27 protein-coding genes are annotated in these 24,283 nt (G+C 36.9%); 23 read left to right on the top strand and 4 right to left on the bottom strand.

Features of this window, described 5'->3' with window-relative positions; genetic code table 11:
* The first annotated feature begins 149 nt into the window (after positions 1-149).
* From argC to argH, 9 genes are all read left to right on the top strand, one after another.
* Positions 150-1,127 (top strand): N-acetyl-gamma-glutamyl-phosphate reductase, encoded by a 978-nt coding sequence (gene argC / locus ACIQ1E_RS02750; RefSeq protein ID WP_396168466.1) that lies wholly within the window; start codon positions 150-152, stop codon positions 1,125-1,127.
* A 68-nt stretch (positions 1,128-1,195) separates the two neighbouring features.
* Complete coding sequence (locus ACIQ1E_RS02755; protein WP_396168467.1) at positions 1,196-2,335, top strand: aspartate aminotransferase family protein; 1,140 nt, start codon at positions 1,196-1,198, stop codon at positions 2,333-2,335.
* A gap of 2 nt (positions 2,336-2,337) precedes the next feature.
* Complete coding sequence (locus tag ACIQ1E_RS02760) at positions 2,338-3,534, top strand: glutamate-5-semialdehyde dehydrogenase (protein ID WP_396168469.1); 1,197 nt, start codon at positions 2,338-2,340, stop codon at positions 3,532-3,534.
* A gap of 165 nt (positions 3,535-3,699) precedes the next feature.
* Entirely contained in the window at positions 3,700-4,458 is a 759-nt protein-coding gene (gene proB / locus ACIQ1E_RS02765) for a glutamate 5-kinase (RefSeq protein ID WP_396168471.1), read from the top strand.
* A 61-nt stretch (positions 4,459-4,519) separates the two neighbouring features.
* The gene (locus tag ACIQ1E_RS02770; RefSeq protein ID WP_396168473.1) at positions 4,520-4,900 is read left to right on the top strand and encodes a GxxExxY protein; all 381 of its coding nucleotides are present in this window, start codon (positions 4,520-4,522) and stop codon (positions 4,898-4,900) included.
* Positions 4,901-5,053: 153 nt separating this feature from the next.
* On the top strand, positions 5,054-6,004 hold the full coding sequence (locus ACIQ1E_RS02775; protein WP_396168475.1) for an N-acetylornithine carbamoyltransferase: 951 nt from the start codon (positions 5,054-5,056) through the stop codon (positions 6,002-6,004).
* Between the two features lie 59 nt (positions 6,005-6,063).
* On the top strand, positions 6,064-6,849 hold the full coding sequence (argB, locus tag ACIQ1E_RS02780; protein WP_396168477.1) for an acetylglutamate kinase: 786 nt from the start codon (positions 6,064-6,066) through the stop codon (positions 6,847-6,849).
* A gap of 167 nt (positions 6,850-7,016) precedes the next feature.
* Complete coding sequence (locus ACIQ1E_RS02785; protein ID WP_396168479.1) at positions 7,017-8,087, top strand: M20 family metallo-hydrolase; 1,071 nt, start codon at positions 7,017-7,019, stop codon at positions 8,085-8,087.
* Between the two features lie 143 nt (positions 8,088-8,230).
* Positions 8,231-9,511: an argininosuccinate lyase gene (argH, locus tag ACIQ1E_RS02790; protein ID WP_396168481.1), complete on the top strand. Its 1,281-nt coding sequence runs from the start codon at positions 8,231-8,233 to the stop codon at positions 9,509-9,511.
* 93 nt (positions 9,512-9,604) lie between these two features.
* Here the strand turns inward: argH and ytxJ are convergent, their stop codons facing one another.
* Complete coding sequence (gene ytxJ, locus ACIQ1E_RS02795; protein WP_396168483.1) at positions 9,605-10,009, bottom strand: bacillithiol system redox-active protein YtxJ; 405 nt, start codon at positions 10,007-10,009, stop codon at positions 9,605-9,607.
* Between the two features lie 154 nt (positions 10,010-10,163).
* Here ytxJ and clpB point away from each other — a divergent pair, with 154 nt between their 5' ends.
* The 4 genes from clpB to ACIQ1E_RS02815 all read left to right on the top strand — a co-directional run bounded on the left by clpB (position 10,164) and on the right by ACIQ1E_RS02815 (position 15,236).
* Positions 10,164-12,785: an ATP-dependent chaperone ClpB gene (gene clpB, locus ACIQ1E_RS02800; RefSeq protein ID WP_396168484.1), complete on the top strand. Its 2,622-nt coding sequence runs from the start codon at positions 10,164-10,166 to the stop codon at positions 12,783-12,785.
* A 368-nt stretch (positions 12,786-13,153) separates the two neighbouring features.
* On the top strand, positions 13,154-13,651 hold the full coding sequence (locus ACIQ1E_RS02805) for a helix-turn-helix domain-containing protein (protein WP_396168486.1): 498 nt from the start codon (positions 13,154-13,156) through the stop codon (positions 13,649-13,651).
* A gap of 3 nt (positions 13,652-13,654) precedes the next feature.
* Entirely contained in the window at positions 13,655-14,680 is a 1,026-nt protein-coding gene (locus ACIQ1E_RS02810) for an HNH endonuclease signature motif containing protein (RefSeq protein WP_396168488.1), read from the top strand.
* A 139-nt stretch (positions 14,681-14,819) separates the two neighbouring features.
* The gene (locus ACIQ1E_RS02815) at positions 14,820-15,236 is read left to right on the top strand and encodes a hypothetical protein (RefSeq protein ID WP_396168489.1); all 417 of its coding nucleotides are present in this window, start codon (positions 14,820-14,822) and stop codon (positions 15,234-15,236) included.
* A gap of 26 nt (positions 15,237-15,262) precedes the next feature.
* Here ACIQ1E_RS02815 and ACIQ1E_RS02820 read toward each other — a convergent pair whose 3' ends face one another.
* Positions 15,263-15,559, bottom strand: a complete 297-nt coding sequence (locus ACIQ1E_RS02820) for a hypothetical protein (RefSeq protein WP_396168491.1) — start codon at positions 15,557-15,559, stop codon at positions 15,263-15,265.
* A gap of 6 nt (positions 15,560-15,565) precedes the next feature.
* Entirely contained in the window at positions 15,566-17,176 is a 1,611-nt protein-coding gene (locus tag ACIQ1E_RS02825) for a T9SS type A sorting domain-containing protein (protein WP_396168493.1), read from the bottom strand.
* A 426-nt stretch (positions 17,177-17,602) separates the two neighbouring features.
* Here ACIQ1E_RS02825 and ACIQ1E_RS02830 point away from each other — a divergent pair, with 426 nt between their 5' ends.
* From ACIQ1E_RS02830 to arsB, 10 genes are all read left to right on the top strand, one after another.
* Complete coding sequence (locus ACIQ1E_RS02830; protein WP_396168495.1) at positions 17,603-17,980, top strand: ArsR/SmtB family transcription factor; 378 nt, start codon at positions 17,603-17,605, stop codon at positions 17,978-17,980.
* Between the two features lie 11 nt (positions 17,981-17,991).
* On the top strand, positions 17,992-18,228 hold the full coding sequence (locus ACIQ1E_RS02835; protein ID WP_396168497.1) for a thioredoxin family protein: 237 nt from the start codon (positions 17,992-17,994) through the stop codon (positions 18,226-18,228).
* Positions 18,229-18,232: 4 nt separating this feature from the next.
* The gene (locus ACIQ1E_RS02840) at positions 18,233-18,697 is read left to right on the top strand and encodes a rhodanese-like domain-containing protein (RefSeq protein ID WP_396168499.1); all 465 of its coding nucleotides are present in this window, start codon (positions 18,233-18,235) and stop codon (positions 18,695-18,697) included.
* A gap of 24 nt (positions 18,698-18,721) precedes the next feature.
* Positions 18,722-19,696, top strand: a complete 975-nt coding sequence (locus ACIQ1E_RS02845) for a permease (RefSeq protein ID WP_396168501.1) — start codon at positions 18,722-18,724, stop codon at positions 19,694-19,696.
* Positions 19,697-19,804: 108 nt separating this feature from the next.
* Complete coding sequence (locus ACIQ1E_RS02850; protein ID WP_396168503.1) at positions 19,805-20,203, top strand: nitrophenyl compound nitroreductase subunit ArsF family protein; 399 nt, start codon at positions 19,805-19,807, stop codon at positions 20,201-20,203.
* 1 nt (position 20,204) lies between these two features.
* Positions 20,205-20,906 carry an aromatic aminobenezylarsenical efflux permease ArsG family transporter gene (locus ACIQ1E_RS02855; protein ID WP_396168504.1) on the top strand — a complete coding sequence of 234 codons (702 nt, stop codon included), beginning with the start codon at positions 20,205-20,207 and terminating at the stop codon, positions 20,904-20,906.
* A 73-nt stretch (positions 20,907-20,979) separates the two neighbouring features.
* Positions 20,980-21,312 (top strand): ArsR/SmtB family transcription factor, encoded by a 333-nt coding sequence (locus tag ACIQ1E_RS02860; protein ID WP_396168506.1) that lies wholly within the window; start codon positions 20,980-20,982, stop codon positions 21,310-21,312.
* Between the two features lie 16 nt (positions 21,313-21,328).
* Positions 21,329-21,799, top strand: a complete 471-nt coding sequence (locus ACIQ1E_RS02865) for a DUF6428 family protein (protein ID WP_396168508.1) — start codon at positions 21,329-21,331, stop codon at positions 21,797-21,799.
* A gap of 25 nt (positions 21,800-21,824) precedes the next feature.
* Positions 21,825-22,457, top strand: a complete 633-nt coding sequence (locus tag ACIQ1E_RS02870) for a low molecular weight phosphatase family protein (protein ID WP_396168510.1) — start codon at positions 21,825-21,827, stop codon at positions 22,455-22,457.
* Between the two features lie 2 nt (positions 22,458-22,459).
* Positions 22,460-23,524: an ACR3 family arsenite efflux transporter gene (gene arsB, locus ACIQ1E_RS02875; protein ID WP_396168512.1), complete on the top strand. Its 1,065-nt coding sequence runs from the start codon at positions 22,460-22,462 to the stop codon at positions 23,522-23,524.
* A gap of 150 nt (positions 23,525-23,674) precedes the next feature.
* On the opposite strand, the gene ACIQ1E_RS02880 is transcribed toward arsB, so the two are convergent.
* The gene (locus tag ACIQ1E_RS02880; RefSeq protein WP_396168514.1) at positions 23,675-24,184 is read right to left on the bottom strand and encodes a hypothetical protein; all 510 of its coding nucleotides are present in this window, start codon (positions 24,182-24,184) and stop codon (positions 23,675-23,677) included.
* Positions 24,185-24,283 lie beyond the last annotated feature (99 nt).

Below are 24,283 nucleotides of genomic sequence, written 5' to 3' on the forward strand. Positions count from 1 at the left end.
TTAGGGAATGCTCAAAACATATTTTCATCAGTAAATAATGAAACATACGAGTAATTAATTATTACTTTTTTCAAACCATTGAGATAATTAAGTTTCATTAAGCGTAACATTCTTAATGATCTTAATGGTTCAAATAAAAATTTAAAGTTATGATTTCAATAGGTATAATAGGCGGTTCAGGTTACACAGCCGGGGAACTCATCAGAATCTTGATGTTTCACCCCAACGCAAAATTGGATTTCGTTTACAGCACAACCAATGCGGGAAAACCACTTTCTATAGCGCATCACGATTTGATGGGCGATATCGAAATGAATTTCACCGACACCGTAAATCCCAACGTAGATGTGGTGTTCTTGTGTTTAGGTCACGGAAAATCAATATCCTTTTTAGAAGAAAATCAGTTTTCTAATGCGACCAAAATCATCGATTTAGGAAATGATTTCAGATTATTAAAAGACAAAGATTTCAACGGAAAATCATTCGTTTACGGTTTACCAGAGTTGAACAAAACAGATATAAAAACCGCTCAATATATTGCTAATCCAGGTTGTTTTGCCACGGCAATTCAATTGGCTTTATTGCCATTGGCTGCTGATGGTTTATTAAAAGATGACATCCACATCAACGCTACCACAGGAAGTACTGGTGCCGGAGTAAGTTTATCTGAAACCTCACATTTCAGTTGGAGAAACAACAATATGTCGCATTACAAAGCTTTCGACCATCAACATTTGGGAGAAATAAACCAAAGTTTGAGTCTGTTGCAAGCAACTTTCAAGGACGAAGTTATTTTTGTACCCAATAGAGGCGATTTCACCAGAGGAATTTTTGCAACCTTGTATACCAAGACCGAAGAAAGTTTAGAAGATTTGTTAGCGAAATACCAAGCGTATTATGCCGATCAACCTTTCGTAACTGTTACAACCACAAATATCAATTTGAAACAAGTGGTTCAAACCAACAAATGCATTATCAGTTTAATGAAAAAAGGAAACCGGATTTTGATTACTTCGGTAATCGACAATTTAGTAAAAGGTGCTTCAGGACAGGCCATTCAGAATATGAATTTAATGTTTGGACTCGAAGAAACTACAGGTTTACACCTGAAACCAAGCGGATTCTAAGAAGTTTACTCGGTGAATCGTTTAATCGATTAACCGAATAAGCAAATAACCAATTAAACAAAAACAAAATGAACTTATTTGACGTTTACCCATTATATCCTATTACGCCTGTAAAAGCAGTAGACTGCATCATTACAGACGATAAAGGAATCGAATATTTAGACTTATACTCTGGTCACGGAGTAATTTCTATCGGTCACACCCAGCCAGATTATGTGGCCAAAGTGAAAGCCCAATTGGATAATTTGAGTTTTTACTCGAATGCCATCCAAAATCCATTGCAAGTAGAATTAGCTGAGAAATTAGGAAAAGCTTCTGGCTTAACCGATTTCAGTTTATTCCTTTGCAGTTCTGGGGCTGAAGCCAATGAAAATGCTTTGAAAATGGCTTCTTTTCACACGAACAAATCAAGAGTAATCGCTTTTGACAATTCATTTCACGGTCGAACTTCGGCGGCTGTTGCAGTTACCGATAACAAAAAAATCGTGGCACCATTAAACGCACAACAAGCAGTTACTTTCTTGCCTCTAAACCAAATTGATTTGGTAGAAACCGAATTAAAAAAAGGAGATGTTTGTGCCGTAATCATTGAACCAATCCAAGGAGTTGGTGGTTTGGATCAAGGTACAACCGAATTTTTTCAGGCTTTGGAGAAAGTTTGTGCTGCCAACGAAGTCGCTTTAATTTTAGATGAAGTACAATCAGGATACGGAAGAAGCGGAAAGTTTTTTGCACACCAACACCACGGAATCCATCCTGATATTGTGACTACTGCTAAAGGAATGGGGAACGGTTTTCCGATTGGAGGCGTTTTCATTTCACCTAAATTCAAAGCCAGTTATGGTTTACTGGGAACTACTTTTGGTGGAAGTCATTTGGCTTGCGCTGCCGGAATTGCCGTTTTGGACGTGATGGAAAAACAAAACTTAATAGCCAACACGAACAAAGTATCCGAATACTTTTTTGAAGCCATCAAAGTCATTCCTGAAATCATCAAGGTAAAAGGAAGAGGATTGATGCTAGGCGTTGAATTTGATTTCGACGTGAGCGCCTTGAGAAAGAAAATGATTATCGAAAAACATATTTTTACAGGCGGAGCCAACAATAAAAACTTATTGAGAATTCTACCTCCATTGACGATTACAACTGAAGCAATTGATACATTTATTGTGGCTTTGCAAGAATCATTAGCTGAACTAAAACAATAAAAATGAATACAGTATTATCCATAGCAAAAAGAAACGCCGTTTTAACTAGAATGGCGGAACTTCTGGAACAAGAAAGAGCCAATCTTAAAAGTATCAATCAACAGGATTTAAGCAATTATTCCGGTGATGATTTGGCTATGGAAAAACGTTTGCTTGTTGATGACGCCAAAATTGACGGAATGATTTTGTCGATGCAGCAATTAGCAAGCCAGGAAGATCCTGTTGGCGTAGAACGATTCAATTTCACTCACGAAAACGGACTGAAAATTACCAACAAAACAGCTGCTTTTGGAACCATAATGATTATTTACGAATCTCGTCCAGATGTTACTGTTGAAGCGGGTGGAATTGCATTCAAATCCGGTAACAAAATCTTGCTGAAAGGTGGAAAAGAATCTTTGCTGTCGAATTTGAAAATTGTTTCGCTTTGGCACCAAGCCTTGGAAGAAAATGATATTGCTAAAGATTGGGTAGAATATTTGAATTACAATCGTGCTGAAACTCAGGCTTTCTTGGAAAATCCAACACAAAGAGTGGATTTAATCGTGCCTCGTGGTGGCGAACAATTGATTGCTTTTACCAAAAAACACGCTACTTGTCCAGTAATTGTCAGTGGTCGTGGCAACAATTTCTTGTACATCAACAAAGAAGCCGATTTGCAAAAAGCATTGGACATTATCATCAACGGAAAAACAACCAACATAGGTGTTTGCAATGCTTTGGACAAGGTTTTAATTGATTCCAATTTAGAAAACTGGGAAGATTTTGCCGCTAAAGTAGTAGCTGAATTACACAAGTATAAAGTTGAAATTTTGGGAGACGAACGTTTTTCAAAAGCAACAAAGGTTCCTCAAATTGAATCCGATTTGATTTGGTACGAAGAGTTTTTAAACTATAAAATCGTCATTGGAATCGTAAATTCCGACGAAGAAGCGGTGGCAAAAATCAACCAATTTTCCGGTGGACATTCGGCTTCGATTATTACCGAAAACGATGTGATTGCCCAAGAATTTATGGAGCAAGTAGATTGTGCAGCAGTGTATCAAAACGCTTCCACTCGATTTACCGATGGAGGTCAATTTGGTTTGGGAGGAGAATTAGCAATAAGTACGGACAAATTGCACCAACGCGGCCCTATCGGATTACAACATTTGGTGACCAATAAATGGTATATTTACGGTGAAGGACAAGTAAGATAAAAGTTGGCAGTGTTCAGTAATTAGTTTACTGTTTGAGAGCAGTCGAGAACAAAATGACATAATTATCAAATAACGCTTTGTGAACTTTGCGATTTACGAAATAATTATTCAATTTAAACTTTGTTCCCTTTGTGGTTAAACCCTCAAAAGGCTAAAAAAATAAAAATGAAAAAAAGAATTTTACTAAAGTTAGGCACTAACACGCTCACCAAAGAAACCGATCATATTTCGAGAGGAAAGATTGAAGATATTGGACAGCAAATTGCCGCTCTACAAGACGAATACGAGTTTATCATCGTCAGTTCAGGTGCTATAGCAGCAGCCAAACAGTTTGTTAAACTAGACAATCACGATAAAGATGTTTTTGTAAAACAAGCTTTAGCTTCGATTGGTCAACCCCATTTGATGCGGATTTACCACGAAAACTTCAGTGATTTAGGGTTACATACTTCACAATGTTTGCTTTCCTATTCTGATTTTGAAAAAAAACAAACCAAAACCAATATCGTCAACACGATAAATGTCTTGGTCAAAAATAGTTATATTCCAATTATTAATGAAAATGATACGGTTGCCACAGACGAAATTAAATTTGGCGACAACGATAAACTGGCTGCTTTAACAGCCGTTTTATTAGACGTAGATATTTTGATTATTGCCACCAACACCAACGGAATTTACACCAAAGCATCCATAAATAACGAAGTCCCTGAAACCATTGAGTTAGTGACTGACTTGTCTGTATTGCAAAAAGAAATTGGAGACAAAAAATCGTCTCACGGAACAGGCGGAATGCAATCCAAAATTGATTCAGCAGCAATTGCCAAAGCAGCAAATATCGAAACCTGGATTATCAACGGCTTGGAAGATAATTTTATTTTAAAAGGGTTGAAGAATGAAATTGCATTTACAAAAATTGTATAGATTGGGACACGGATGAAACGGATTCGCTTTGCGAAAACACGGATAAAAACAGATTATTCATATGGAATTATTACACGAAGAATTAACAAACACAATTATTAAAACTTTTTATGAAGTTTATAATGAATTGGGTTATGGCTTTTTGGAGAAAGTGTATCAAAACTCTATGTATCTAGAATTGAAAAATAAAGGTTATAAAGTGGAAGCCCAAAAGGAAATTTCAGTTTATTACAAAGGAATTGAAGTTGGAGAATATTATGCTGATTTAGTAGTTGAAGATATTATTATATTAGAATTAAAAGCTGCAGAATGTATTGTGAAAGATTTTGAAAATCAAATACTAAATTATCTAAGAGGAACAGATTGTGAAGTTGGTTTACTTCTAAATTTTGGAAAAAAACCAGAATTTAAAAGAAAAATATTTGAAAATCATAGAAAATAAATAAAGTAAAATCCGTTTTTTATCCGCGCCTTCGCTTTAGCGAATCCGTTTAATCAGTGTACAATAAATCAAAAGAAATAGCAACAAATCCGTTTTTTATCCGCGCCTTCGCTTTAGCGAATCCGTTTAATCAGCGTCCTAAAAACTAAAACTATGAACTTTATATCCATACAAAACATAGATTCACTCGAAAATTGGGTGAAACAAGCGTTAAAAATCAAAAAAAATCCGCTTAAAAACAAGAAACTGGGGAAAAACAAAACACTGGTAATGTTGTTCTTTAACTCCAGTTTGAGAACGCGTTTGAGCACCCAAAAAGCAGCCTTAAATTTAGGAATGAACGTGATGGTAATGAACTTTGGCAGCGAAGGTTGGACATTAGAATATGAAGATGGCGTCGTTATGGATCAAGGTGCTTCGGAACATATCAAAGAAGCGGCTGCAGTGGTTTCGCAATACGCAGACATCATTGCCATACGCGCTTTTGCAGGCTTGGTCGACAAAGAAAAAGACAATGCCGAAACCGTAATTTCAGGATTTTTGAAACACGCTACGGTACCAATTGTCAATATGGAAAGCGCTACGGGACATCCGATGCAATCCCTTGCCGATGCTATTACGATGGCGGAACACAAAACACCACACAGAGCCAAAGTGGTTCTAACGTGGGCACCACATCCTAGGGCTTTGCCTCAGGCAGTTCCCAATTCCTTTGTGGAAATGATGCAAAAACAAACTGAAATGGATTTCGTGATTACGCATCCAAAAGGCTACGAACTGAATCCTGAAATCACCAAAGATTCCAAAATAGAATACGACCAGAATAAAGCTTTCGAAAATGCCGATTTTATCTACGCCAAAAACTGGAGCAATTACAAGAAATACGGTAAAATCACAAATTCTGACCCAAATTGGACGGTTACTGCCGAAAAAATGGCATTAACCAACAATGCTAAATTCATGCACTGTTTGCCAGTTCGTAGAAACGTAATTGTTACTGACGAAGTGATTGATAGCGAAAATTCAATTGTCATCGAACAAGCGAATAACAGAACCTATTCTGCTCAATTAGTGTTGCAGAAGATTTTAGAAAATAGAAAATAGCAGATTTGACAACTTTCTAAAAGTTGTCAAATCTTGTCAAATCTAAAATAAAAGTAAAAATGTCAAATAAAAAACCATTATCCATTATAAAAATTGGTGGCAACATCATCGATAATCCAACTGAATTATCAATGTTTCTATCTGATTTTTCGAAGATTGAAGGAAAGAAGATTCTCGTTCACGGTGGCGGAAAATCGGCTACCAAAATGGCGCAAAGTATTGGCTTAACTCCTCAAATGATTGATGGACGAAGAATAACCGATAAACCGATGTTAGATGTAGTCGTGATGATTTATGCAGGTGAAATCAACAAAAATATCGTCGCTCAATTGCAAGCCAATGACACCAATGCGATAGGGTTTTCGGGAGCTGATGGAAATCTAATCCAATCGACCAAAAGAAATCATCCAACGATCGATTACGGTTTTGTGGGAGACGTTCAAAAAGTAAATACACCACTCTTGCAGACTTTAATCAATAGCGGAATTGTCCCAGTCTTTTGTGCCATTACTCACGACAAAAAAGGACAATTACTGAACACCAATGCAGATACAATCGCTAGTGAATTAGCCATTGCTGCATCGGAAGTTTTTGAAGTAACTTTGAATTACTGCTTCGAAAAATCAGGCGTTCTGACGGATGTGGATGATGAAAATTCGGTAATCGAACAAATCAATTCAGCTCTTTATGTCAAGTTAAAAGAAGAAGGTGCGATTCATTCTGGAATGATTCCAAAATTGGACAACTGCTTCAATAGTTTGTCTAAAGGAGTCCAAAAAATAAAAATTGGTCATCATAAAATGTTGAAAAACGACAAGGCAATTTGCACTAATATAGAATTGTAAAAATGAACCGCGAAGAGGCAAGGCCACAAAAAAAATATAAATAAAAGTTTTACAATTTATTTTCTTAATAGCAGAAAAATAAAAAAACATTGCGCCTTTGTGCCTTTGCGGTGAAAAAACAATATATTTTGTGTCCTTGCGGTGAAAAAACATCATTGTAAAAAAATATGAAAAACATAGAAACCCTAATAAAAGAAACCATAACTTTATTAAAATCGCTGATTGAAACTCCTTCCTTTTCGACTGAGGAAGATCAAACGGCGATTTTAATCGAAAATTGGTTTACACAAAATAGCATCCCTTTCGAGAGAGAGAACAATAATATTTGGGCTTACAACAAATATTTTGACAAAGACAAACCCACGCTTTTGCTCAATTCGCACCACGACACAGTAAAGCCAAATCAGGGCTACACCAACAATCCGTTTGAAGCTAAAGTTGAAGACTCTAAACTTTTTGGTTTAGGCAGTAATGATGCAGGAGGCTGTTTGGTATCGCTTATCGCTACTTTTACTCATTTTTATGCCGAGAAAAATCTGCCTTACAATATTGTAGTAGTGGCTTCGGCTGAGGAAGAAAACAGTGGCAAAAACGGATTAAATAGTGTTTTGAAACACTTGCCAGAACTAGAATGTGCCATCGTCGGCGAACCTACCTTAATGCAATTGGCGGTAGCCGAAAAAGGATTATTAGTCTTGGATGTAGTGGTCAAAGGCACCGCTAGTCACGCTGCGCACCAAAATCCAGACAATCCTATTTACAATGCGATGCCCGTGATTGAATGGTTCAAAACCTATCAATTCGAAAAAATATCCGAAGTTTTAGGTCCCGTAAAAATGACCGTAACCCAAATTAACGCAGGAAAACAACATAATGTAGTTCCCGCCGAATGCCATTTGGTTGTCGATATTCGCGTAAACGATTGTTACAACAATACCGAAATTTTAGAAACAGTTAGAGCAAATGTCAATGCAGAATTAACACCACGTTCGATGCACTTAAACGCCTCTTCAATTCCAGTCTCACACGGATTAGTACAAGCTGGAATCGCATTGGGCAGAACCACTTATGGCTCTCCTACCCTGTCCGATCAATCGGTTTTGTATTGCAAATCATTAAAACTAGGCCCTGGAGAAAGCTTGCGGTCCCATTCAGCAGATGAATTTATATATTTGCACGAAATTGAAGAAGGAATCGATTTATATATCAAAATATTGACTGACTTTTTTAAAAATTAAAATATAATCCTGAGCGAAGTCGAAGGAAGGAGCTAATCCCGCTATTCGCTGCAATCTTTTATTTTTTAAAGAAAAAAAATAAAAGGATTTCCACTACTATCGGGGCTAAAAAACAATAAACTATAAACCAAAAACAGTTCAAAATGAAACTTTGGGAAAAAGGAATACCAACAGATAAACAAATCGAACATTTCACCGTTGGAAACGACCGCGAATTAGACTTGGTTTTGGCTAAATATGATGCTTTGGGTTCTATCGCTCACGCCAAAATGTTATGCGAAATCGGGCTTTTGACAGAAGAAGAAACAGATTCGTTGGTTTTGGCTTTAGAAGACATCATCATCGATGCCGAAAAAGGCGAATTCGAAATTGAAGATAGTTTTGAAGACGTCCATTCCAAAATAGAATATTTGTTAACGACAAAACTAGGTGATGCCGGAAAGAAAATCCACACCGCTCGTTCTCGCAATGACCAAGTTTTGGTTGACGTGAATTTGTATTTAAAAGATGTGGTAACCGAATTCAAAGCTCAAGTAAAAACCCTGTTCGATTTGTTGATGGAATCGGCAGAACAATACCAAAACGTGTTATTGCCTGGCTATACGCATTTGCAAATCGCGATGCCTTCGTCTTTCGGGATGTGGTTTTCCGCTTATGCCGAAACCTTAATTGACGATATCACGATGTTGAACGCCGCTCTGAAAATTGTGGATCAAAATCCATTGGGTTCCGCCGCGGGTTACGGTAGCTCCTTCCCTATCAACAGAACTTTTACTACTCAGGAATTAGGATTCGAAACTTTGAAATTCAATTCGGTTGCGGCGCAAATGAGTCGCGGAAAATCAGAGAAAACCGTTGCTTTCGCGATGAGCAGTGTTGCAGCAACTTTGGCAAAATTCTCTATGGACGTTTGTTTGTATATGAGCCAGAATTTTGATTTCATCTCTTTGCCAGCCCATTTGACGACGGGTTCGAGCATAATGCCACACAAGAAAAACCCAGATGTTTTTGAATTGATTCGAGGAAAATGCAACAAGATTCAATCTCTGCCTTATGAGATTACTTTAATTACCAACAACTTGCCAAGTGGCTATCACCGTGATTTTCAGCTGTTGAAAGAAGGTTTGTTTCCAGCGATTCAAAACCTGAAAGCTTGTTTGGATATTGCCATTTTCTCGATCAAGGACATCAAGGTAAAAGACAATATTCTAGCCGATAAAAAATACGATTACCTATTTACTGTAGATACTTTAAACGAAATGGTAGTTGCTGGAATGCCGTTTAGGGATGCCTACAAAGCAGTTGCAGAACAATTGGAAAACGGCACTTTTCAATCTCCAAAAGCAACCAAACACACCCATGAAGGAAGTATTAACAATCTTTGTTTGGAGGAAATTAAGGAGAAGATGAAATTGGCTTTTTAAGCTTTTCAACCAATAAAAAAAACCGCAAATTCACAAATTTAATCTAAAAGACTAATTTGCGAATTTGCGGTTTTATATTTAAAGCAACAAAAACTACAACTTCGCTTTCAACTCGCGCGCATCAATATCGCTATGAGAAACATCATAAACCGATTTTCCATCCTTGATCAATAACAATTGTGGCGATTGATGATAAACTCCAAAACGGCTAGCAATCTCATTTGAAATGTCTCGATGTTCCAATAAATCCAAGAAATAGGCATCGATGTTATTTTCAGTAAAGACGTTGCATTGCAACGTCTCTGCCTCAAATTGTTTCAACGCCATTCGACTCACACTACAACGGGTGCTGTGCTTAAAAATCACTACTGGCTTTTCGTGTGAATTATTGATTATTTCATTCAATTGCCCTAAATCTTGTAGTGCAATCCATTTGATTGTGCTTTTTGCCTTTTCTAGTCCATCAGAACTACCGAAAATTGATGAAAATATAGTCATACTGTCGTTTTTTAAGTCATTTTGTCGTTCGTAACCCATTAGTAACCAGTCAAAATGTCGTAACTTTAGTGGTGGAATACCTTTTGACGATTATTTGCCAAAGCTAGTTAAATAACTACAAACAAAAAACTATAAACTAAAAACAACATACAAAATGAACATCAATAAATTCACCATCAAATCACAGGAAGCCATTCAGCTCTCACAGCAATTGGCTCAGAGTTTTGGACAACAGCAAATCGAGAACGAACACATTTTCAAAGCTATTTTTGAGGTAGACGAAAATGTAGCTCCATTTATTTTGAAAAAATTAAATGTAAATGTTCCGTTGTTCGAACAAATATTAGACAGCACCATCCAGAGCTTTCCAAAAGTTTCCGGAGGCGAAATTATGCTTTCCAGAACGGCAAACACAACATTAACCGAAGCCGAAATCATCGCCAAAAAAATGAACGACGAATTCGTTTCGATCGAACATTTGATCTTGGCTATCTTCGCTTCCAAAAGCAAAGTAGCTCAGATTTTGAAAGACCAAGGTGTAACCGAAAAAGGGTTAAAAGCCGCCATCGACGAACTTCGTAAAGGAGAAAGAGTGACCTCCGCCTCTGCGGAGGAGACATACAATTCATTGAATAAATACGCCAAAAACCTTAACGAATTGGCTCGTTCGGGAAAACTAGATCCCGTAATAGGTCGTGACGAGGAAATCCGCAGGGTTTTGCAAATCTTGACCCGTCGAACCAAAAACAACCCAATGTTGGTAGGAGAACCTGGTGTTGGTAAAACTGCCATCGCCGAAGGTTTGGCACACCGAATCGTGGACGGCGACGTTCCCGAAAACCTGAAAGACAAAATCGTGTTTTCACTCGATATGGGTGCTTTGATTGCGGGAGCCAAATACAAAGGAGAATTCGAAGAGCGTCTCAAATCAGTAGTGAAAGAAGTAACCGCTGCCGAAGGCGATATTGTGCTTTTCATTGACGAAATCCACACCCTTGTAGGTGCAGGTGGTGGCGAAGGCGCTATGGATGCGGCAAACATCCTGAAACCGGCTTTGGCTCGTGGCGAATTGCGAGCTATTGGTGCAACCACATTGGACGAATACCAAAAATATTTCGAAAAAGACAAAGCACTCGAACGTCGTTTCCAAAAAGTACTGATCGAGGAACCCGATACCGAAAGTGCAATTTCTATTCTTCGAGGCATCAAGGAAAAATACGAAACACACCATAAAGTACAGATCAAAGACGATGCCATTATTGCAGCTGTTGAACTATCGCAACGCTATATCACCAACCGATTTTTGCCGGACAAAGCCATCGATTTAATGGACGAAGCGGCTTCCAAAATCCGAATGGAAATCAATTCGAAACCTGAAGAATTGGATGTTTTGGATCGAAAAATTATGCAATTGGAAATCGAAATCGCCGCTATTAAAAGAGAAAAAGACGAAAGTAAACTCAAAGCATTGGGAATGGATTTGGCGAACCTCAAAGACGACCGAAACGAAGTCTTTACAAAATGGAAATCCGAGAAAGATGTGGTCGATAACATTCAAGCTGTAAAAACCGAAATCGAAGACTTCAAAGCCGAAGCCGAACGTGCCGAACGAAACGGCGACTACGGAAAAGTGGCTGAAATTCGGTACGGAAAAATAAAAGAAGCTCAAGAACGATTGGATGGCTTCCAAAAACAATTGGCCGAAGACCAAAAAGGAGGAACTTCCTTGATCAAAGAAGAAGTCACTCGTGAAGACATAGCCGAAGTGGTGGCCAAATGGACTGGAATTCCCGTGTTGAAAATGCTACAAGGCGAAAGAGAAAAACTCTTGAAACTCGAAGACGAATTGCACCGCAGAGTTGTGGGTCAGGAAGAAGCCATTGAAGCGATTAGCGACGCCGTTCGTAGAAGTCGTGCGGGCTTGCAGGATATGAAGAAACCCGTGGGAACTTTCCTTTTCTTGGGAACAACTGGAGTTGGAAAAACCGAATTAGCCAAAGCCTTGGCAGAATACCTGTTCGATGATGAAAACGCCTTGACCCGAATTGATATGAGCGAATACCAAGAACGCCACAGCGTGAGCCGATTGGTGGGCGCGCCTCCTGGATATGTGGGCTATGACGAAGGCGGACAATTGACCGAAGCCGTGCGTAGAAAACCCTATTCTGTAATATTATTAGACGAGATTGAAAAAGCGCATCCGGATACGTTCAACATCTTATTACAAGTTTTGGACGAAGGACGATTGACAGACAACAAAGGACGTTTGGCCGATTTCAAAAACACGATTATCATTATGACTTCGAATATGGGAAGCCAAATTATACAAGATAAGTTTGATCCCCAATCAAGTTGGGGACTAAAAGGCAACGTCGAAGCCACTACCGAAGCCGCCAAAGCGGAAGTCTTGGCCTTATTGAAACAAACCGTTCGCCCGGAATTTATCAATCGTATTGACGAGATAGTGATGTTTACGCCTCTGACCAATGCCAACATTGCCCAAATCGTAAGCTTGCAACTGAAATCAGTAACCAAAATGTTACTTCAACAAGGCATCACGATGGACGCCACACTAGAAGCGATTGACTATCTTTCTGAGAAAGGCTACGATCCGCAGTTTGGTGCCCGACCGGTTAAACGTGTGATTCAAAGAGAGGTGCTCAATGAATTATCCAAAGAAATTCTCTCTGGAAAAATAACGACCGATAGCATCGTTTTGATTGATGCCTTCGATGGGAAATTGGTCTTTAGGAATCAAGGGGAGTTGGTGCATTAATCTTCTTATTAACAACAAACCCTGTCAGAGTTCAAAACTGACAGGGTTATTAAACAACACCATTCGAGAGATTGGTGTTTTTTGTTTAATTGCCCTCGCTCCCGCACGAATCCTTTCGGGTGGTAAGTTAAACTAGAGCAAGAATCTAACTCTTCGAAGTCTCCTGACTGCATATACGCCACAACACCAATTGGCAAATCATTACCAGTAAACATAATAAGCTTCTACAAAGTACATAACACTTAACTATTCAATTTGAATGTAAAAAATTTTATAATTGGCATATTTGCCAATTATAAAATTTATATTTATCTTTGCTTTATAATTTTAAAAGTGGCAAAAACACCATAAATACTTCAAAAGATATTATGATACAAGCAAGATTTACAGATGACTTTACTATTGCACTTATTGCCCCAGACGGCGAAAAATTCATTTGGAATACTCTTTTTCCAACACCTCTTCAAAAGCAAGAATACGTTTCAGATAAATTAGCCTATTATTTTGAAAAATATTTCAAAGATTATATTGGAGAAAAAACTGGTATGGGGATGCAGTATTGGATTTGGATAAGAATGAACTATGACGAAGGAATAGCAATTCAGGGCGGAAAAGGAGAAAAAGAAGATGAAAGAATATTTCTTCAACAAGAACGAAAGCGAATTGGAGGAAGAATTCGCGAATTGAGAAAAGAAAAAAATATTGAAGCAAGAATTCTTGCTCAACAAGCTAACATAGATGCAGCTAATCTTAGCAGAATTGAACAAGGACGATATTCTGTAGGCTTAGATGTACTTTCGAAAATTGCTTTAGCACTAGGCACTAAAATAGAATTAATTGATTTTGTTAACTCCCAAAATTCTTAAATTATGGTCAATATAAATAACTTTGAAAAAGAATGTGAATGCATTTATAAAAAGGAAAGATATTCCGTTCGTGACAACGGAGCGGTATTTCGCCATCCTCTTGAAGGGAAACGACCTCGACCATCAGATAACAATTGGACTTTTGGCAAACTAAACCTCAGGACAGGATATTTAGAAATTGCTACAGTTAGAATTCACCGCATAGTTGCGACATCATTTCTCGGAGAACCGCCAACAAAAGAGCACGTTGTTGACCATATAGATACAAACAAACAAAATAACCGTCAAGAGAATTTACGTTGGCTAACGAGATTAGAAAATGTTATTCTTAACCCAATTACAGCAAGACGTATTGAAATTGTTTGCGGAAGCGTAGAAGCGTTTTTGACCGACCCTTCAAAATACCGTGATAAGTTTCAAGAACCAAACTATGAATGGATGTGTGCTGTTTCAAAAGAAGAGGGTCAAGTAAGTAAAGAAAGATTATTGGCTTGGGCAGCAAGTGATAAGCAACTACAAGGGGGTTCGATAGGAGAATGGATTTTTAATCGAGAAATCGCTCAAGCTCCATCTGCAGAACAACACAATTACATAATGTCTAAAACGCATAATGCAGCACAACGCATTGTTTTCACCTTTGAGGACAAACCAAACGAATATCCAAGCACTCCACAAGTGTTTGAGGGCGACCCATTGACAGCATATAATGATCGTTTGATCAAGGGAGCGACTTTCTTCCGAAATCATAACGGAGAATATGTAGTTGTGAAAAGTGGATTTTCCAAAGACAAACGAATATTATGTGTACTTACAAAGGCTGCTTATGTATATCGGGAGCAAAAAGATGGAGAATGGCAACCTATACCTTTAGCTGAACTTCTAGAAAAAGTTTCTGATAAGGATTTATCTCATTCACTCTCGGAAATAACTTATGAAGATGGCTTATTTGTTCATGAAAAAGTAGAATTTGGTTTTCACCCAACGGAAGAATTAGAAGAATTATTCGATGAATTTACAAAGGAATTATAAATTGATAATCGTGAAATATTACGCTAGTTTTTTTATCTTTAACAAGAAATAATTATTTCAGTATTTAACAAAAAATAATTACAAAAAATTAGTAGACATCTTAAGCGAGAATCAAAAGATAATTTTTAAACTGCTATTTATGAATCTAATTCGTGGAATTTTATCAATAGGAATAATAATAGCTTGCTTGTTTAATTGGGTTGATATTGAAACAGAAAAGTTAATTTTATCTTATTCAGGAGTAAGATGGGTACCATCAACAATATTAATATATGTGTCAGTCTTTACGGCTGGATATGCCTTTTATAATAGCTATAGAAATACAAATCAAAATGCCTGGATATACTTAACAAGCGGACTTTATGGAAGTGGTGTTAGTGGTTATGTATATCTTTCTATTAAAGGGAATATTGATATGATTTACACATTTTCATCATTAGCTACAGATGAACTAAAATTAAATTTTGGACTTGGACTATACCTTGCAGGACTTTTTTCTTTTTTACTCTTTCTAACCGCATTTGAGAAATCGGAAAACAATGACGCTATGTACTAGACATATACTAAATCTTTACGCCAACGCTAGCGCAGAATTGCATTCTGTGCCCAGCAACAAGAGCGAACCCATTTGGTGTAAGGCGCAATTATTTTCATCCTACGTCGGACTTGCTCCTCAGAAATAATATCACCCGGTTTTTGTCCGTCTTCGTACAAACTGAAGCAAACACCGTGCATTCCGTCTTCTAAAGTTTCTCGCCATATTTTGGCTAAATCCTTTGAATTTAATTCAGAAATCTGAATTTCTTGATAATTGTCCTGAGCTAGTTCTTGATTTAAATAATCAACTAAAGAAAAATTATGGCCTTCTCTGTATGACATGATTTTTTATTTATTAAATTTTAAATTTTCATTTTTATCCCAAATTCCCCAACCGGCGCCAACTTCACCTTCTTGTCTTATTTTCCAAGATTCATTTTGTAAAGTAGCAGAATTACTTTTTGGACTAGCTTTCATTACTTCTTGACCTAAAACATTGTAAACAGATACTCTTTGAATTTCACTGTTGGCTTCGATAGTCAAAGTGTTTTTTACAGGATTAGGATACATTTTTACAGTTGAAGTTTCAAATTTATTTGTTCCCAGAGTAGTGTTTTTATGTAAATAAAGATTATCATAATAAACAGTACCTAAATCAGATGAAATGATAAATTGTACTAGATCATTTCTGATAACACCATTTGCATTTCCTTGGAAGAAATCAGCCAATGGAATGTCTAAAGATATCCAAGTTCCCGGATTAGGATTTGGCAATTTATAAGTACTTGCATTGGTTACTGAGTATAGAATAGCATTAAATTCCCCTGCTCCACCATTCCAATTTGAAAATTTCAAAGTAACGCTTTTATCCAATGTTGGAGTAGCTGTCCAGATATCAATATGACAATGTGTAAAACCTGTCGCATCAAAGCGAGCAATTTGAAAATCCACTCCTTCACAACCAAGACCAGTAACTTTATGAGTGTTATTACCAACAACCGAAACTTGTGATGTTGTTCCACCGCACCATGAAGTATTGTATGTATTAACATCCCCAGTATAAATAAGTGTTGCTATTGGTGTATAAGCATCACTGTAAATAGATTTTACATCAGTAATAGGTCTTGCAGGAGGTGTTGGAGCAGCTGTTAAAGGGAATGCTTCAACAACCAAATTAGCTGTAACACTTCCAGTTAAATATGGTGGCGATGCAGCTTGAATTGCAGTAATTACTGAAGTTCCCGCTCCAACTACTGTTACTGTACTTCCTAAAATTGTTGCAACAGCTAAATTACTACTAGTATATGAAAAAGTACCAGGACTATCGCTTGTAGGAGCTGTTAAATTAAAAGGAGCATCTCCAACTTGTTTGGCAGGTACAGTAAGTGGTCCTATAACTGGTGTTCCCGCTGGCGGTGGTGTTTTCCAAAAATAGATATTATCTAAATAAATATCCCCTGGAGGAGTACTTCCTGCTCCATTTGCAGCAAATTTAAGTTCTTTAACAGAATTCCAAGTCATGCCCGTAAAAGAACTTTTCGGGATATCAACGCTATACCAATTCCCTTGTACATGATTGATCGTCACAAGGACTTCCCCAGGTGCACTTACGTTTACTGGTGTAACTTGTAATATAAAATTAGCTGGAGCTTTATTAGTCCAAACGTCAACGTGTAAATATTCCATTGCAGAAAGATTTGTCTGGGTAAGTATTGTTCCTTGATAATTAAAATTGGTATAAGCCATACATAAATTGCCATCTCCTGGATTGAATGATGCGTTAACGGTACCTGATTGACCCCAATTCGGATTTAAGTTTGTCGCAATGCTAGTATAACTACCACCATAAACTGATACCACATCAGAAGCATTTTTTGTCGGCACTGGTGCAGACGTCGTTGGTTGTGCAAAACCTAATGATGTTATCATTAGTACAATTAAAAGCGTAATTTTTTTCATAATATTTCTATTTTAAGTTAATATCCAAATGTAAACAACTATATAATTGAGCCCGTTTTATCAAACTATACAAAAACCATACAATGCAAAAAATCACGAAAACGTTTGAAATCAGTGGTGATAGATTGTTTTTATAATAACATACAGTAGTCACTTCTGTATCGAAAAATGCCACATGTTGTAGTAATGTTGTGCTAAACCTTTGCTTTAGTCAACTAAAAAATCTTCCCATTTAGCCCATTTGAAATAAAAAAAAGTTAAAAACAATGTTTTTATACAAAAAAACCAAAATAATATTGAATTTTTAAGCTATAATTAATATGTCGAAGAACTAATTCTCAAAAATCAGAAATACCAAATAAAAAAGGTCATTTTTGAGAAAACCTTATCTATTATTCGTAATTTTACGAATAATAAATAAACAGCATGCCTACCACTCCAAAATCCGATTACTTTACTAGTGAACAAGAGCAAACTGCTCGATTTGCAAAAGCCTTGGGACATCCAGTTCGAATAGCCATTTTGGAATTACTAAACTCTCAATCTTGCTGTTTCCACGGGGATATGGCAGAAGAACTACCTATTGCAAAATCAACCTTGTCACAACATTTGAACGAATTAAAAGACGCTGGTTTGATTCAAGGCAATATTACACCTCCAACCGTCAAGTATTGTATCAATAGAAACAATTGGGAAATGGCCAGAAGTATACTAAATGAGTTATTAACCCCAAATTTAGAACAAAATATCGCCCTAGTTCTTAATCCCGAACAATTGATGGAACCTAAAACTAAACGATTATAAAACCAATTAAAATGAAAACAATTACAGTATTGGGACCTGGTTGCCCCAAATGCAAAACCACTTTCCAGAATGCGGAAGCAGCCGTAAAACAGTCAGGAATCGAAGCCGAATTGATCAAAATTGAAGACATCGAAGAAATGATGCGCTACAATGTACTAACCACTCCCGTTTTGATGATTGATGATGTGGTAAAAATAAAGGGAAGAATTGCCCAAATAGACGAAATTATAGCATTTTTAAAACAATAAAACAATGGAAAAGCAAGTAGAAGTAACCCAAATTTGCCCAACAAAAACGCAAGCTTTGATCAAAAACGGAGCTTTATTAGTAGATGTTCGTGAGCAAAATGAAGTAGCACAATTGGCGTACGATGTACCCAATATCATCAATATTCCTTTGAGTGTTTTCGAGGAGCATTTTACCGAAATCCCAAAAGACAAAACTGTTGTTATGGTTTGCAGAAGCGGAGGCCGAAGTTTGAGAGCCGCTGGTTTTATGGTATATCACGGTTATGATAATGTAATCAATATGAAACACGGTCTGATTCGGTGGGCGCAAAAAGGATTTCCAACCATTGGTGACACAGCCACGGTTTTAGAAAATGCCGAAGCTTCCTCTTGTTGTGATTCGCATTCACATTCACACGCTGCAGATGAGAGTAAAAAATCCTGCTGCAACAACCAGGACGAGCCAAAAACAGAAGGCAGTTGTTGTTAATCGAATAAGCAAAACAAAATAAAAATGTTTGACTGCGTTCAAAATTTAGCCGATTGGATCGTTTACTCTCTTTTTAGCATAGCGAAAGGAAGCAAATTCGCCGATGCCTTAAATTTCTTTATCTATGATACGATAAAGATTCTAATCTTGCTATTCCTCATTACAGCCGTGATGGGAGTAGTTAATTCCTATTTCCCAGTTGATAAAATTCGAAATTTTCTATCCCAAAACAAACTCTTTGGATTGGAATATTTATTTGCGTCCACGTTTGGAGCAGCGACCCCATTTTGTTCCTGTTCTTCAGTACCTTTATTCATTGGATTCGTAAAGGGAGGTATTCCACTAGGAGTTACTTTTGCGTTTCTCATTACTTCGCCTTTGGTAAACGAAGTCGCTATTGCAATGTTTATTGGATTATTTGGTGTGAAGGCTACCATTATTTATGTAACAAGCGGAATTCTACTGGGAGTAATTGGTGGTTTTATTTTAGGAAAATTGAACTTGGAAAAACAGCTTTCGCCTTGGGTTCAAGGAATTTTGGCGAATTCCGAAAAAGAAAGCGATTTTGAGGAAGAAGAAATAACTTTCGCACATAGATTACCTGAAATATTCCAGGAAGCTTTTGGGATTATTAAAAGTGTTTTTTGGTACATCATCATAGGAATTGGTTTGGGTGCTTTGATGCACGGCTTTATTCCAACTGGATTTTTCGAAGAATACATCAGCAAAGACAATCCGTTGGCTGTGCCAGTAGCGGTTATTCTTGGAGTCCCACTGTACAGTAATGCTGCGGGGGTTTTGCCTATCATTCAAGTATTGGTGCAAAAAGGAATTCCGATAGGAACAGCCATCGCCTTTATGATGGCGGTAGTTGGACTTTCAATCCCGGAAGCCACTATGCTCAAAAAAGTTATGACCTGGAACCTAATTGCCATATTCTTTTCAATAATAACGATTTGCATTATTATTTCCGGTTATTTGTTCAATATTATTTTATAAAATTAAATTTCCAATACTATGAAATGAGCATAACCGATAATTGGTCGCAAACACTAATGATGATATGCGAATTACATATGACCGATAAAAAACCATAAATATCAACAGATGAAAAAAGTTATTTTAATACCCGTTTTCGCAACGCTAATATTGCTATTTGTTTCTTATAATGGAAACGCTCAAGCCAAAAAAGCAACCACTTCGACTGTTCAAGTGATTCAATTTCATTTGGAGCACCGCTGTATGACCTGCAACAAAATCGAGGAACTAGCTAGAATTGCCCTAAAAAAATATCCGACAGTGCCATTTTCTTTAGTCAATGCCGATGACAAAAAGAACGAAAAACAATGTGCTCAATTTCAAGCTTTTGGAAGTTCCTTGTATTTGTACAACACCAAAACTAAAAAGACCAAGAATCTAACCGATATGGCGTTTATGAATGCGGGCGATCAAGACAAATTCATAAAAGAATTCAATAAAAATTTGAATGCTTTTCTAAAATCGTAGTATGGAATGGATTAACGAATTGGCCCAAAATCAAGAAATGCCGTTTTTGGCGGCATTTGCTTTGGGATTATTGACCGCCATTGCGCCTTGTCCTTTGGCAACAAATATCACGGCAACGGCTTTTATCGCCAAAACCATCAACAGCCGAAAGAAAGTATTGTTGAGCGGTTTGCTGTACACTTTGGGACGAATGTTTTCTTACACCGTCATCGGTGCTATTATTTATTTTGGAGCAAATACATTTCAAATAGCCAAACTCTTTCAAGGAAACGGAGAGAAATTCATTGGTTTTGTTCTGGTAATTCTAGGATTAATAATGTTGGACATCATCAAACTTAACTTCATAAATGGTGGTGATTGGATCGAGAAACTTTCAGATCAATTCAAGACAAAAGGTTTGCTGGGAGCTTTCCTTTTGGGCGCTTTATTTGCTTTGGCTTTTTGCCCTTATAGTGGCGCGTTGTTTTTCGGAATGCTTATTCCAATGACCATCAAATCAGGTTTGGCAATGCCTGTATTGTTTTCGATTGGCACGGGATTACCAGTAATTCTATTTGCTTTTGTGATCGCATTTAGTATGGAAAAGTTGGGAATCTACTTCAAAGCCATCACCAAAATCGAAAAAGTAATGCGAATTTTGGCGGGAGTTACCTTTATTGTAACTGGATTATATTACATCAATATTTACTTTAAACTATTTTAAATAATTGTTAAGTTCAAAAAAAGATTTGCCTGCAATATTATTTATCGTAATATTGCAATATAAATATATAACAATGGGCGCATCCAAAACAGACAGTTTTACAGAGAAGCAAAATGAACTTGCAATATTAGCCAAAGCACTCGGGCATCCCGCTCGAATCGCAATTATCGATTTCTTGCTAAAAGTAGATAGCTGTATGTGCGGCGATATCGTTAACGAGTTGCCCTTAGCACAACCTACGATTTCCCAGCATTTAAAAGAACTCAAAAATGCAGGTTTAATCAAAGGGAATTTCGAAGGTGCGTCGATTTGCTATTGTATTGACGAACTAGGATTCGAAAAAATAAAAGGTTTATTCCAAGAGGTAACGCAACATTTGGAGAAAAATAAAAATCAATGTTGTTAATTAGAATTAAAGAAAAATGAAACTATCACAAGCAAAAAACATCTTGAAATCGGTAGACGCGGTAAACTTCGTCTTGGCCGACGGAACTTCGGTACCGGAACATTTTCACGTAACCGAAGTGGGTTTAATAACCAAAAACTTCATCGATTGTGGCGGAACGGTTCGCAAAGAAACCGTCGTAAACTTTCAATTATGGGACGCCAACGATTTTGAACACCGTTTGAAACCTAAAAAATTACTCAATATCATCGAATTGTCTGAGAAAGTTTTGGGTATCGAAGATTTTGAAATTGAAGTGGAATATCAAGCACAAACGATTGGTAAATACGATTTGGATTTCAACGGAAATGATTTTGTTTTGTTGAACAAAAAAACCGCTTGCTTGGCTCAAGACCAATGTGGAGTTCCCACTGAAAAACAAAAAGTAAGATTATCGGATATTAAAATCGAACAAAGTTGCTGCACTCCAGGTGGAAGTTGTTGCTAATTTTTAAACTACTAAATCAAAATAAATGACGTCAACCAAAACCACCCTATTTTCAGAAATCGAAACTATAATTAGTACTTTAAACTTCGAAAGCATTTCCGAAAATCGCAAAATAGTTTTACAACCCCTTGTAGATTATATACAAAGTAAAGTCAGCAGTGGCAAAGAAATTCGACTTAACCTCATCTGTACTCACAATTCGAGACGAAGCCATTTGTCCCAAGTTTGGGCCCAAACAGCGGCCGCTCATTATGGCGTTTCAAATGTGATCTGTTATTCTGGTGGAACCGAAGCTACAGCTATGTTTCCAATGGCGGCAAAAACATTGGAAAAGCAAGGATTTCAAATTAAAACCATTGCCGAAGGAAGCAATCCTGTTTACGCCATAAAATATGCCGAAAATGAACATCCAATAATCGGTTTTTCAAAAACATTTGATGACAATTTTAATCCACAAACTGAATTTGCAGCGATTCTAACTTGTTCCTCAGCCGATCAAGGTTGCCCTTTTATTGCTGGTGCCGAAGTGCGAATACCGATTACTTTCGAAGACCCAAAAGCCTTTGACAATACACCACAACAAGCCGAAAAATATGAAGAAAGAAGCCTGCAAATTGCAACCGAAATGTTTTATGTATTCTCCAAAATAAACCTATAACTATGTCAGCAAATAATTGTGCCCCTGTAGTCGAAAGAAAAAAATTAAGTTTTCTGGACAGTTACCTCACCCTTTGGATTTTCCTCGCGATGGCTATTGGAGTGCTGATAGGGTATTTTATTCCTTCGAGTGGTAATTTCATCAATTCCTTTTCTAGTGGAACAACTAATATTCCTTTAGCGATTGGCTTGATATTGATGATGTATCCGCCTTTGGCAAAAGTAAAATACGAGCAAATGGGCGAAGTATTCAAAAACACTAAGGTTCTTGGCGCTTCTTTGTTTCTGAACTGGATTGTCGGTCCAATTTTAATGTTTTTCTTGGCCTTATTATTTTTAAATGGCTACCCTGAATATATGATTGGAGTGATCCTAATAGGATTGGCTCGTTGTATTGCAATGGTGGTAGTTTGGAATGATTTAGCCGATGGGAATAGAGAATACGCAGCGGGATTAATTGCTTTGAACAGCATTTTTCAAGTACTATTGTACAGCGTTTATGCTTACGTTTTCATCACCATACTTCCACCCTATTTTGGCTATACTGGTTTCGAAGTGAACATCAGTATTGGACAAATTGCAGAAAGTGTTGGAATCTATCTTGGAATTCCATTTGCATTAGGAATAATAAGCCGCTATACACTAATTGCTTTAAAAGGTTCGGAATGGTTTGAAACCAAATATGTGCCTTTTATTTCACCAATAACATTGATATCTTTATTGTTTACAATTATTTTGATGTTCAGTTTGAAAGGAGAATTAATCGTTCAAATCCCTTTTGATGTTTTAAGAATTGCTCTTCCATTGGTGATTTATTTCGCAATAATGTTTATCCTCAGTTTTTTTATTGGGAAGCATTTTGGTGCCGATTATTCGAAAGCCACGGCGATTGCATTTACGGCTACTGGTAACAATTTCGAATTGGCTATTGCTGTTGCCATTGGCGTTTTTGGCATCAATAGCGGACAAGCTTTTGCAGGAGTGATTGGCCCGTTGGTCGAAGTTCCAGCCTTGATAGCCTTAGTAAACGTAGCCTTTTGGTTTAAGAAAAAGTATTATTCAAAATAAACTAATCTTTGAAAGAAGGTAAAAAAATTTAGATTTTAGATTAACGATTTTCATTCCGTAGGAATCTCAACTCAGGAGAGAAGTGACGTCTGCTACGTGACAAAAGTTTCGCAGTTGACAGCCTCAGTCGTTAATCTAAATTCTGTACACCTACTTAGGGCAATCTACCCCAGTAAATTTATATTTTACATTTTCAAAATCGATTGGAACTCCTTTTTTAAAATAAGAAGCACCTAAATAAGTAACAATTTCCCCGTTACCTAAAACAAGTTCGGTACCCTTTTTTAAAAATGCCATAGGATTTTTGAAAACCACTTTGTCGTTTGTGCCTTGAACAAAACTATAATCCACAAATAAAGTATCTCCTTTGAACTCACCAGCAATTTTGCCGGTTTTTATAGGCATATCTAACAATTTCATATCCATTGTACCAGTCAACTTACCACTTTTCAAAGTATTGATTTGTAAGTTAACGGTATCTTTTTCATAGATAGAAATATAGCACTGCGTACTTACTGGTTTTTCTTCTAAAGCCTGTTCAGCAGGATTTTTTTGATTTTTATTACAGCTAAAAAGTCCTAATGAGGCTAAAAGCAATAAAGAAAGAGTTGTAGTTTTCATTGTATGTAAATTTAAATTACTAATTGCGATGATATTCAATGCTAATATATAAAAAATATAAGTTCAAAAGTGCGCCTGCCTTTTATAATTATCAGCTTCAAATTATTATTTTTTGATTGGCTTACCAATAAAAAAAGG

The sequence above is a fragment of the Flavobacterium sp. genome (genome assembly GCF_044348915.1).
In the GTDB taxonomy this organism is placed as follows: Bacteria; Bacteroidota; Bacteroidia; order Flavobacteriales; family Flavobacteriaceae; genus Flavobacterium.

Coding starts and splice junctions, on each gene's coding strand:
- clpB (WP_396168484.1), top strand. CDS start 10,164: ATGAACATCAATAAATTCACCATCAAATCACAGGAAGCCATTCAGCTC.
- ACIQ1E_RS02775 (WP_396168475.1), top strand. CDS start 5,054: ATGAACTTTATATCCATACAAAACATAGATTCACTCGAAAATTGGGTG.
- ACIQ1E_RS02785 (WP_396168479.1), top strand. CDS start 7,017: ATGAAAAACATAGAAACCCTAATAAAAGAAACCATAACTTTATTAAAA.
- ACIQ1E_RS02760 (WP_396168469.1), top strand. CDS start 2,338: ATGAATACAGTATTATCCATAGCAAAAAGAAACGCCGTTTTAACTAGA.
- ACIQ1E_RS02830 (WP_396168495.1), top strand. CDS start 17,603: ATGCCTACCACTCCAAAATCCGATTACTTTACTAGTGAACAAGAGCAA.
- ACIQ1E_RS02845 (WP_396168501.1), top strand. CDS start 18,722: ATGTTTGACTGCGTTCAAAATTTAGCCGATTGGATCGTTTACTCTCTT.
- argC (WP_396168466.1), top strand. CDS start 150: ATGATTTCAATAGGTATAATAGGCGGTTCAGGTTACACAGCCGGGGAA.
- ACIQ1E_RS02755 (WP_396168467.1), top strand. CDS start 1,196: ATGAACTTATTTGACGTTTACCCATTATATCCTATTACGCCTGTAAAA.
- argB (WP_396168477.1), top strand. CDS start 6,064: ATGTCAAATAAAAAACCATTATCCATTATAAAAATTGGTGGCAACATC.
- argH (WP_396168481.1), top strand. CDS start 8,231: ATGAAACTTTGGGAAAAAGGAATACCAACAGATAAACAAATCGAACAT.
- ACIQ1E_RS02860 (WP_396168506.1), top strand. CDS start 20,980: ATGGGCGCATCCAAAACAGACAGTTTTACAGAGAAGCAAAATGAACTT.
- ACIQ1E_RS02835 (WP_396168497.1), top strand. CDS start 17,992: ATGAAAACAATTACAGTATTGGGACCTGGTTGCCCCAAATGCAAAACC.
- ACIQ1E_RS02825 (WP_396168493.1), bottom strand. CDS start 17,176: ATGAAAAAAATTACGCTTTTAATTGTACTAATGATAACATCATTAGGT.
- ytxJ (WP_396168483.1), bottom strand. CDS start 10,009: ATGACTATATTTTCATCAATTTTCGGTAGTTCTGATGGACTAGAAAAG.
- ACIQ1E_RS02865 (WP_396168508.1), top strand. CDS start 21,329: ATGAAACTATCACAAGCAAAAAACATCTTGAAATCGGTAGACGCGGTA.
- ACIQ1E_RS02815 (WP_396168489.1), top strand. CDS start 14,820: ATGAATCTAATTCGTGGAATTTTATCAATAGGAATAATAATAGCTTGC.
- arsB (WP_396168512.1), top strand. CDS start 22,460: ATGTCAGCAAATAATTGTGCCCCTGTAGTCGAAAGAAAAAAATTAAGT.
- ACIQ1E_RS02810 (WP_396168488.1), top strand. CDS start 13,655: ATGGTCAATATAAATAACTTTGAAAAAGAATGTGAATGCATTTATAAA.
- ACIQ1E_RS02770 (WP_396168473.1), top strand. CDS start 4,520: ATGGAATTATTACACGAAGAATTAACAAACACAATTATTAAAACTTTT.
- ACIQ1E_RS02855 (WP_396168504.1), top strand. CDS start 20,205: ATGGAATGGATTAACGAATTGGCCCAAAATCAAGAAATGCCGTTTTTG.
- ACIQ1E_RS02805 (WP_396168486.1), top strand. CDS start 13,154: ATGATACAAGCAAGATTTACAGATGACTTTACTATTGCACTTATTGCC.
- ACIQ1E_RS02840 (WP_396168499.1), top strand. CDS start 18,233: ATGGAAAAGCAAGTAGAAGTAACCCAAATTTGCCCAACAAAAACGCAA.
- ACIQ1E_RS02820 (WP_396168491.1), bottom strand. CDS start 15,559: ATGTCATACAGAGAAGGCCATAATTTTTCTTTAGTTGATTATTTAAAT.
- ACIQ1E_RS02870 (WP_396168510.1), top strand. CDS start 21,825: ATGACGTCAACCAAAACCACCCTATTTTCAGAAATCGAAACTATAATT.
- ACIQ1E_RS02850 (WP_396168503.1), top strand. CDS start 19,805: ATGAAAAAAGTTATTTTAATACCCGTTTTCGCAACGCTAATATTGCTA.
- proB (WP_396168471.1), top strand. CDS start 3,700: ATGAAAAAAAGAATTTTACTAAAGTTAGGCACTAACACGCTCACCAAA.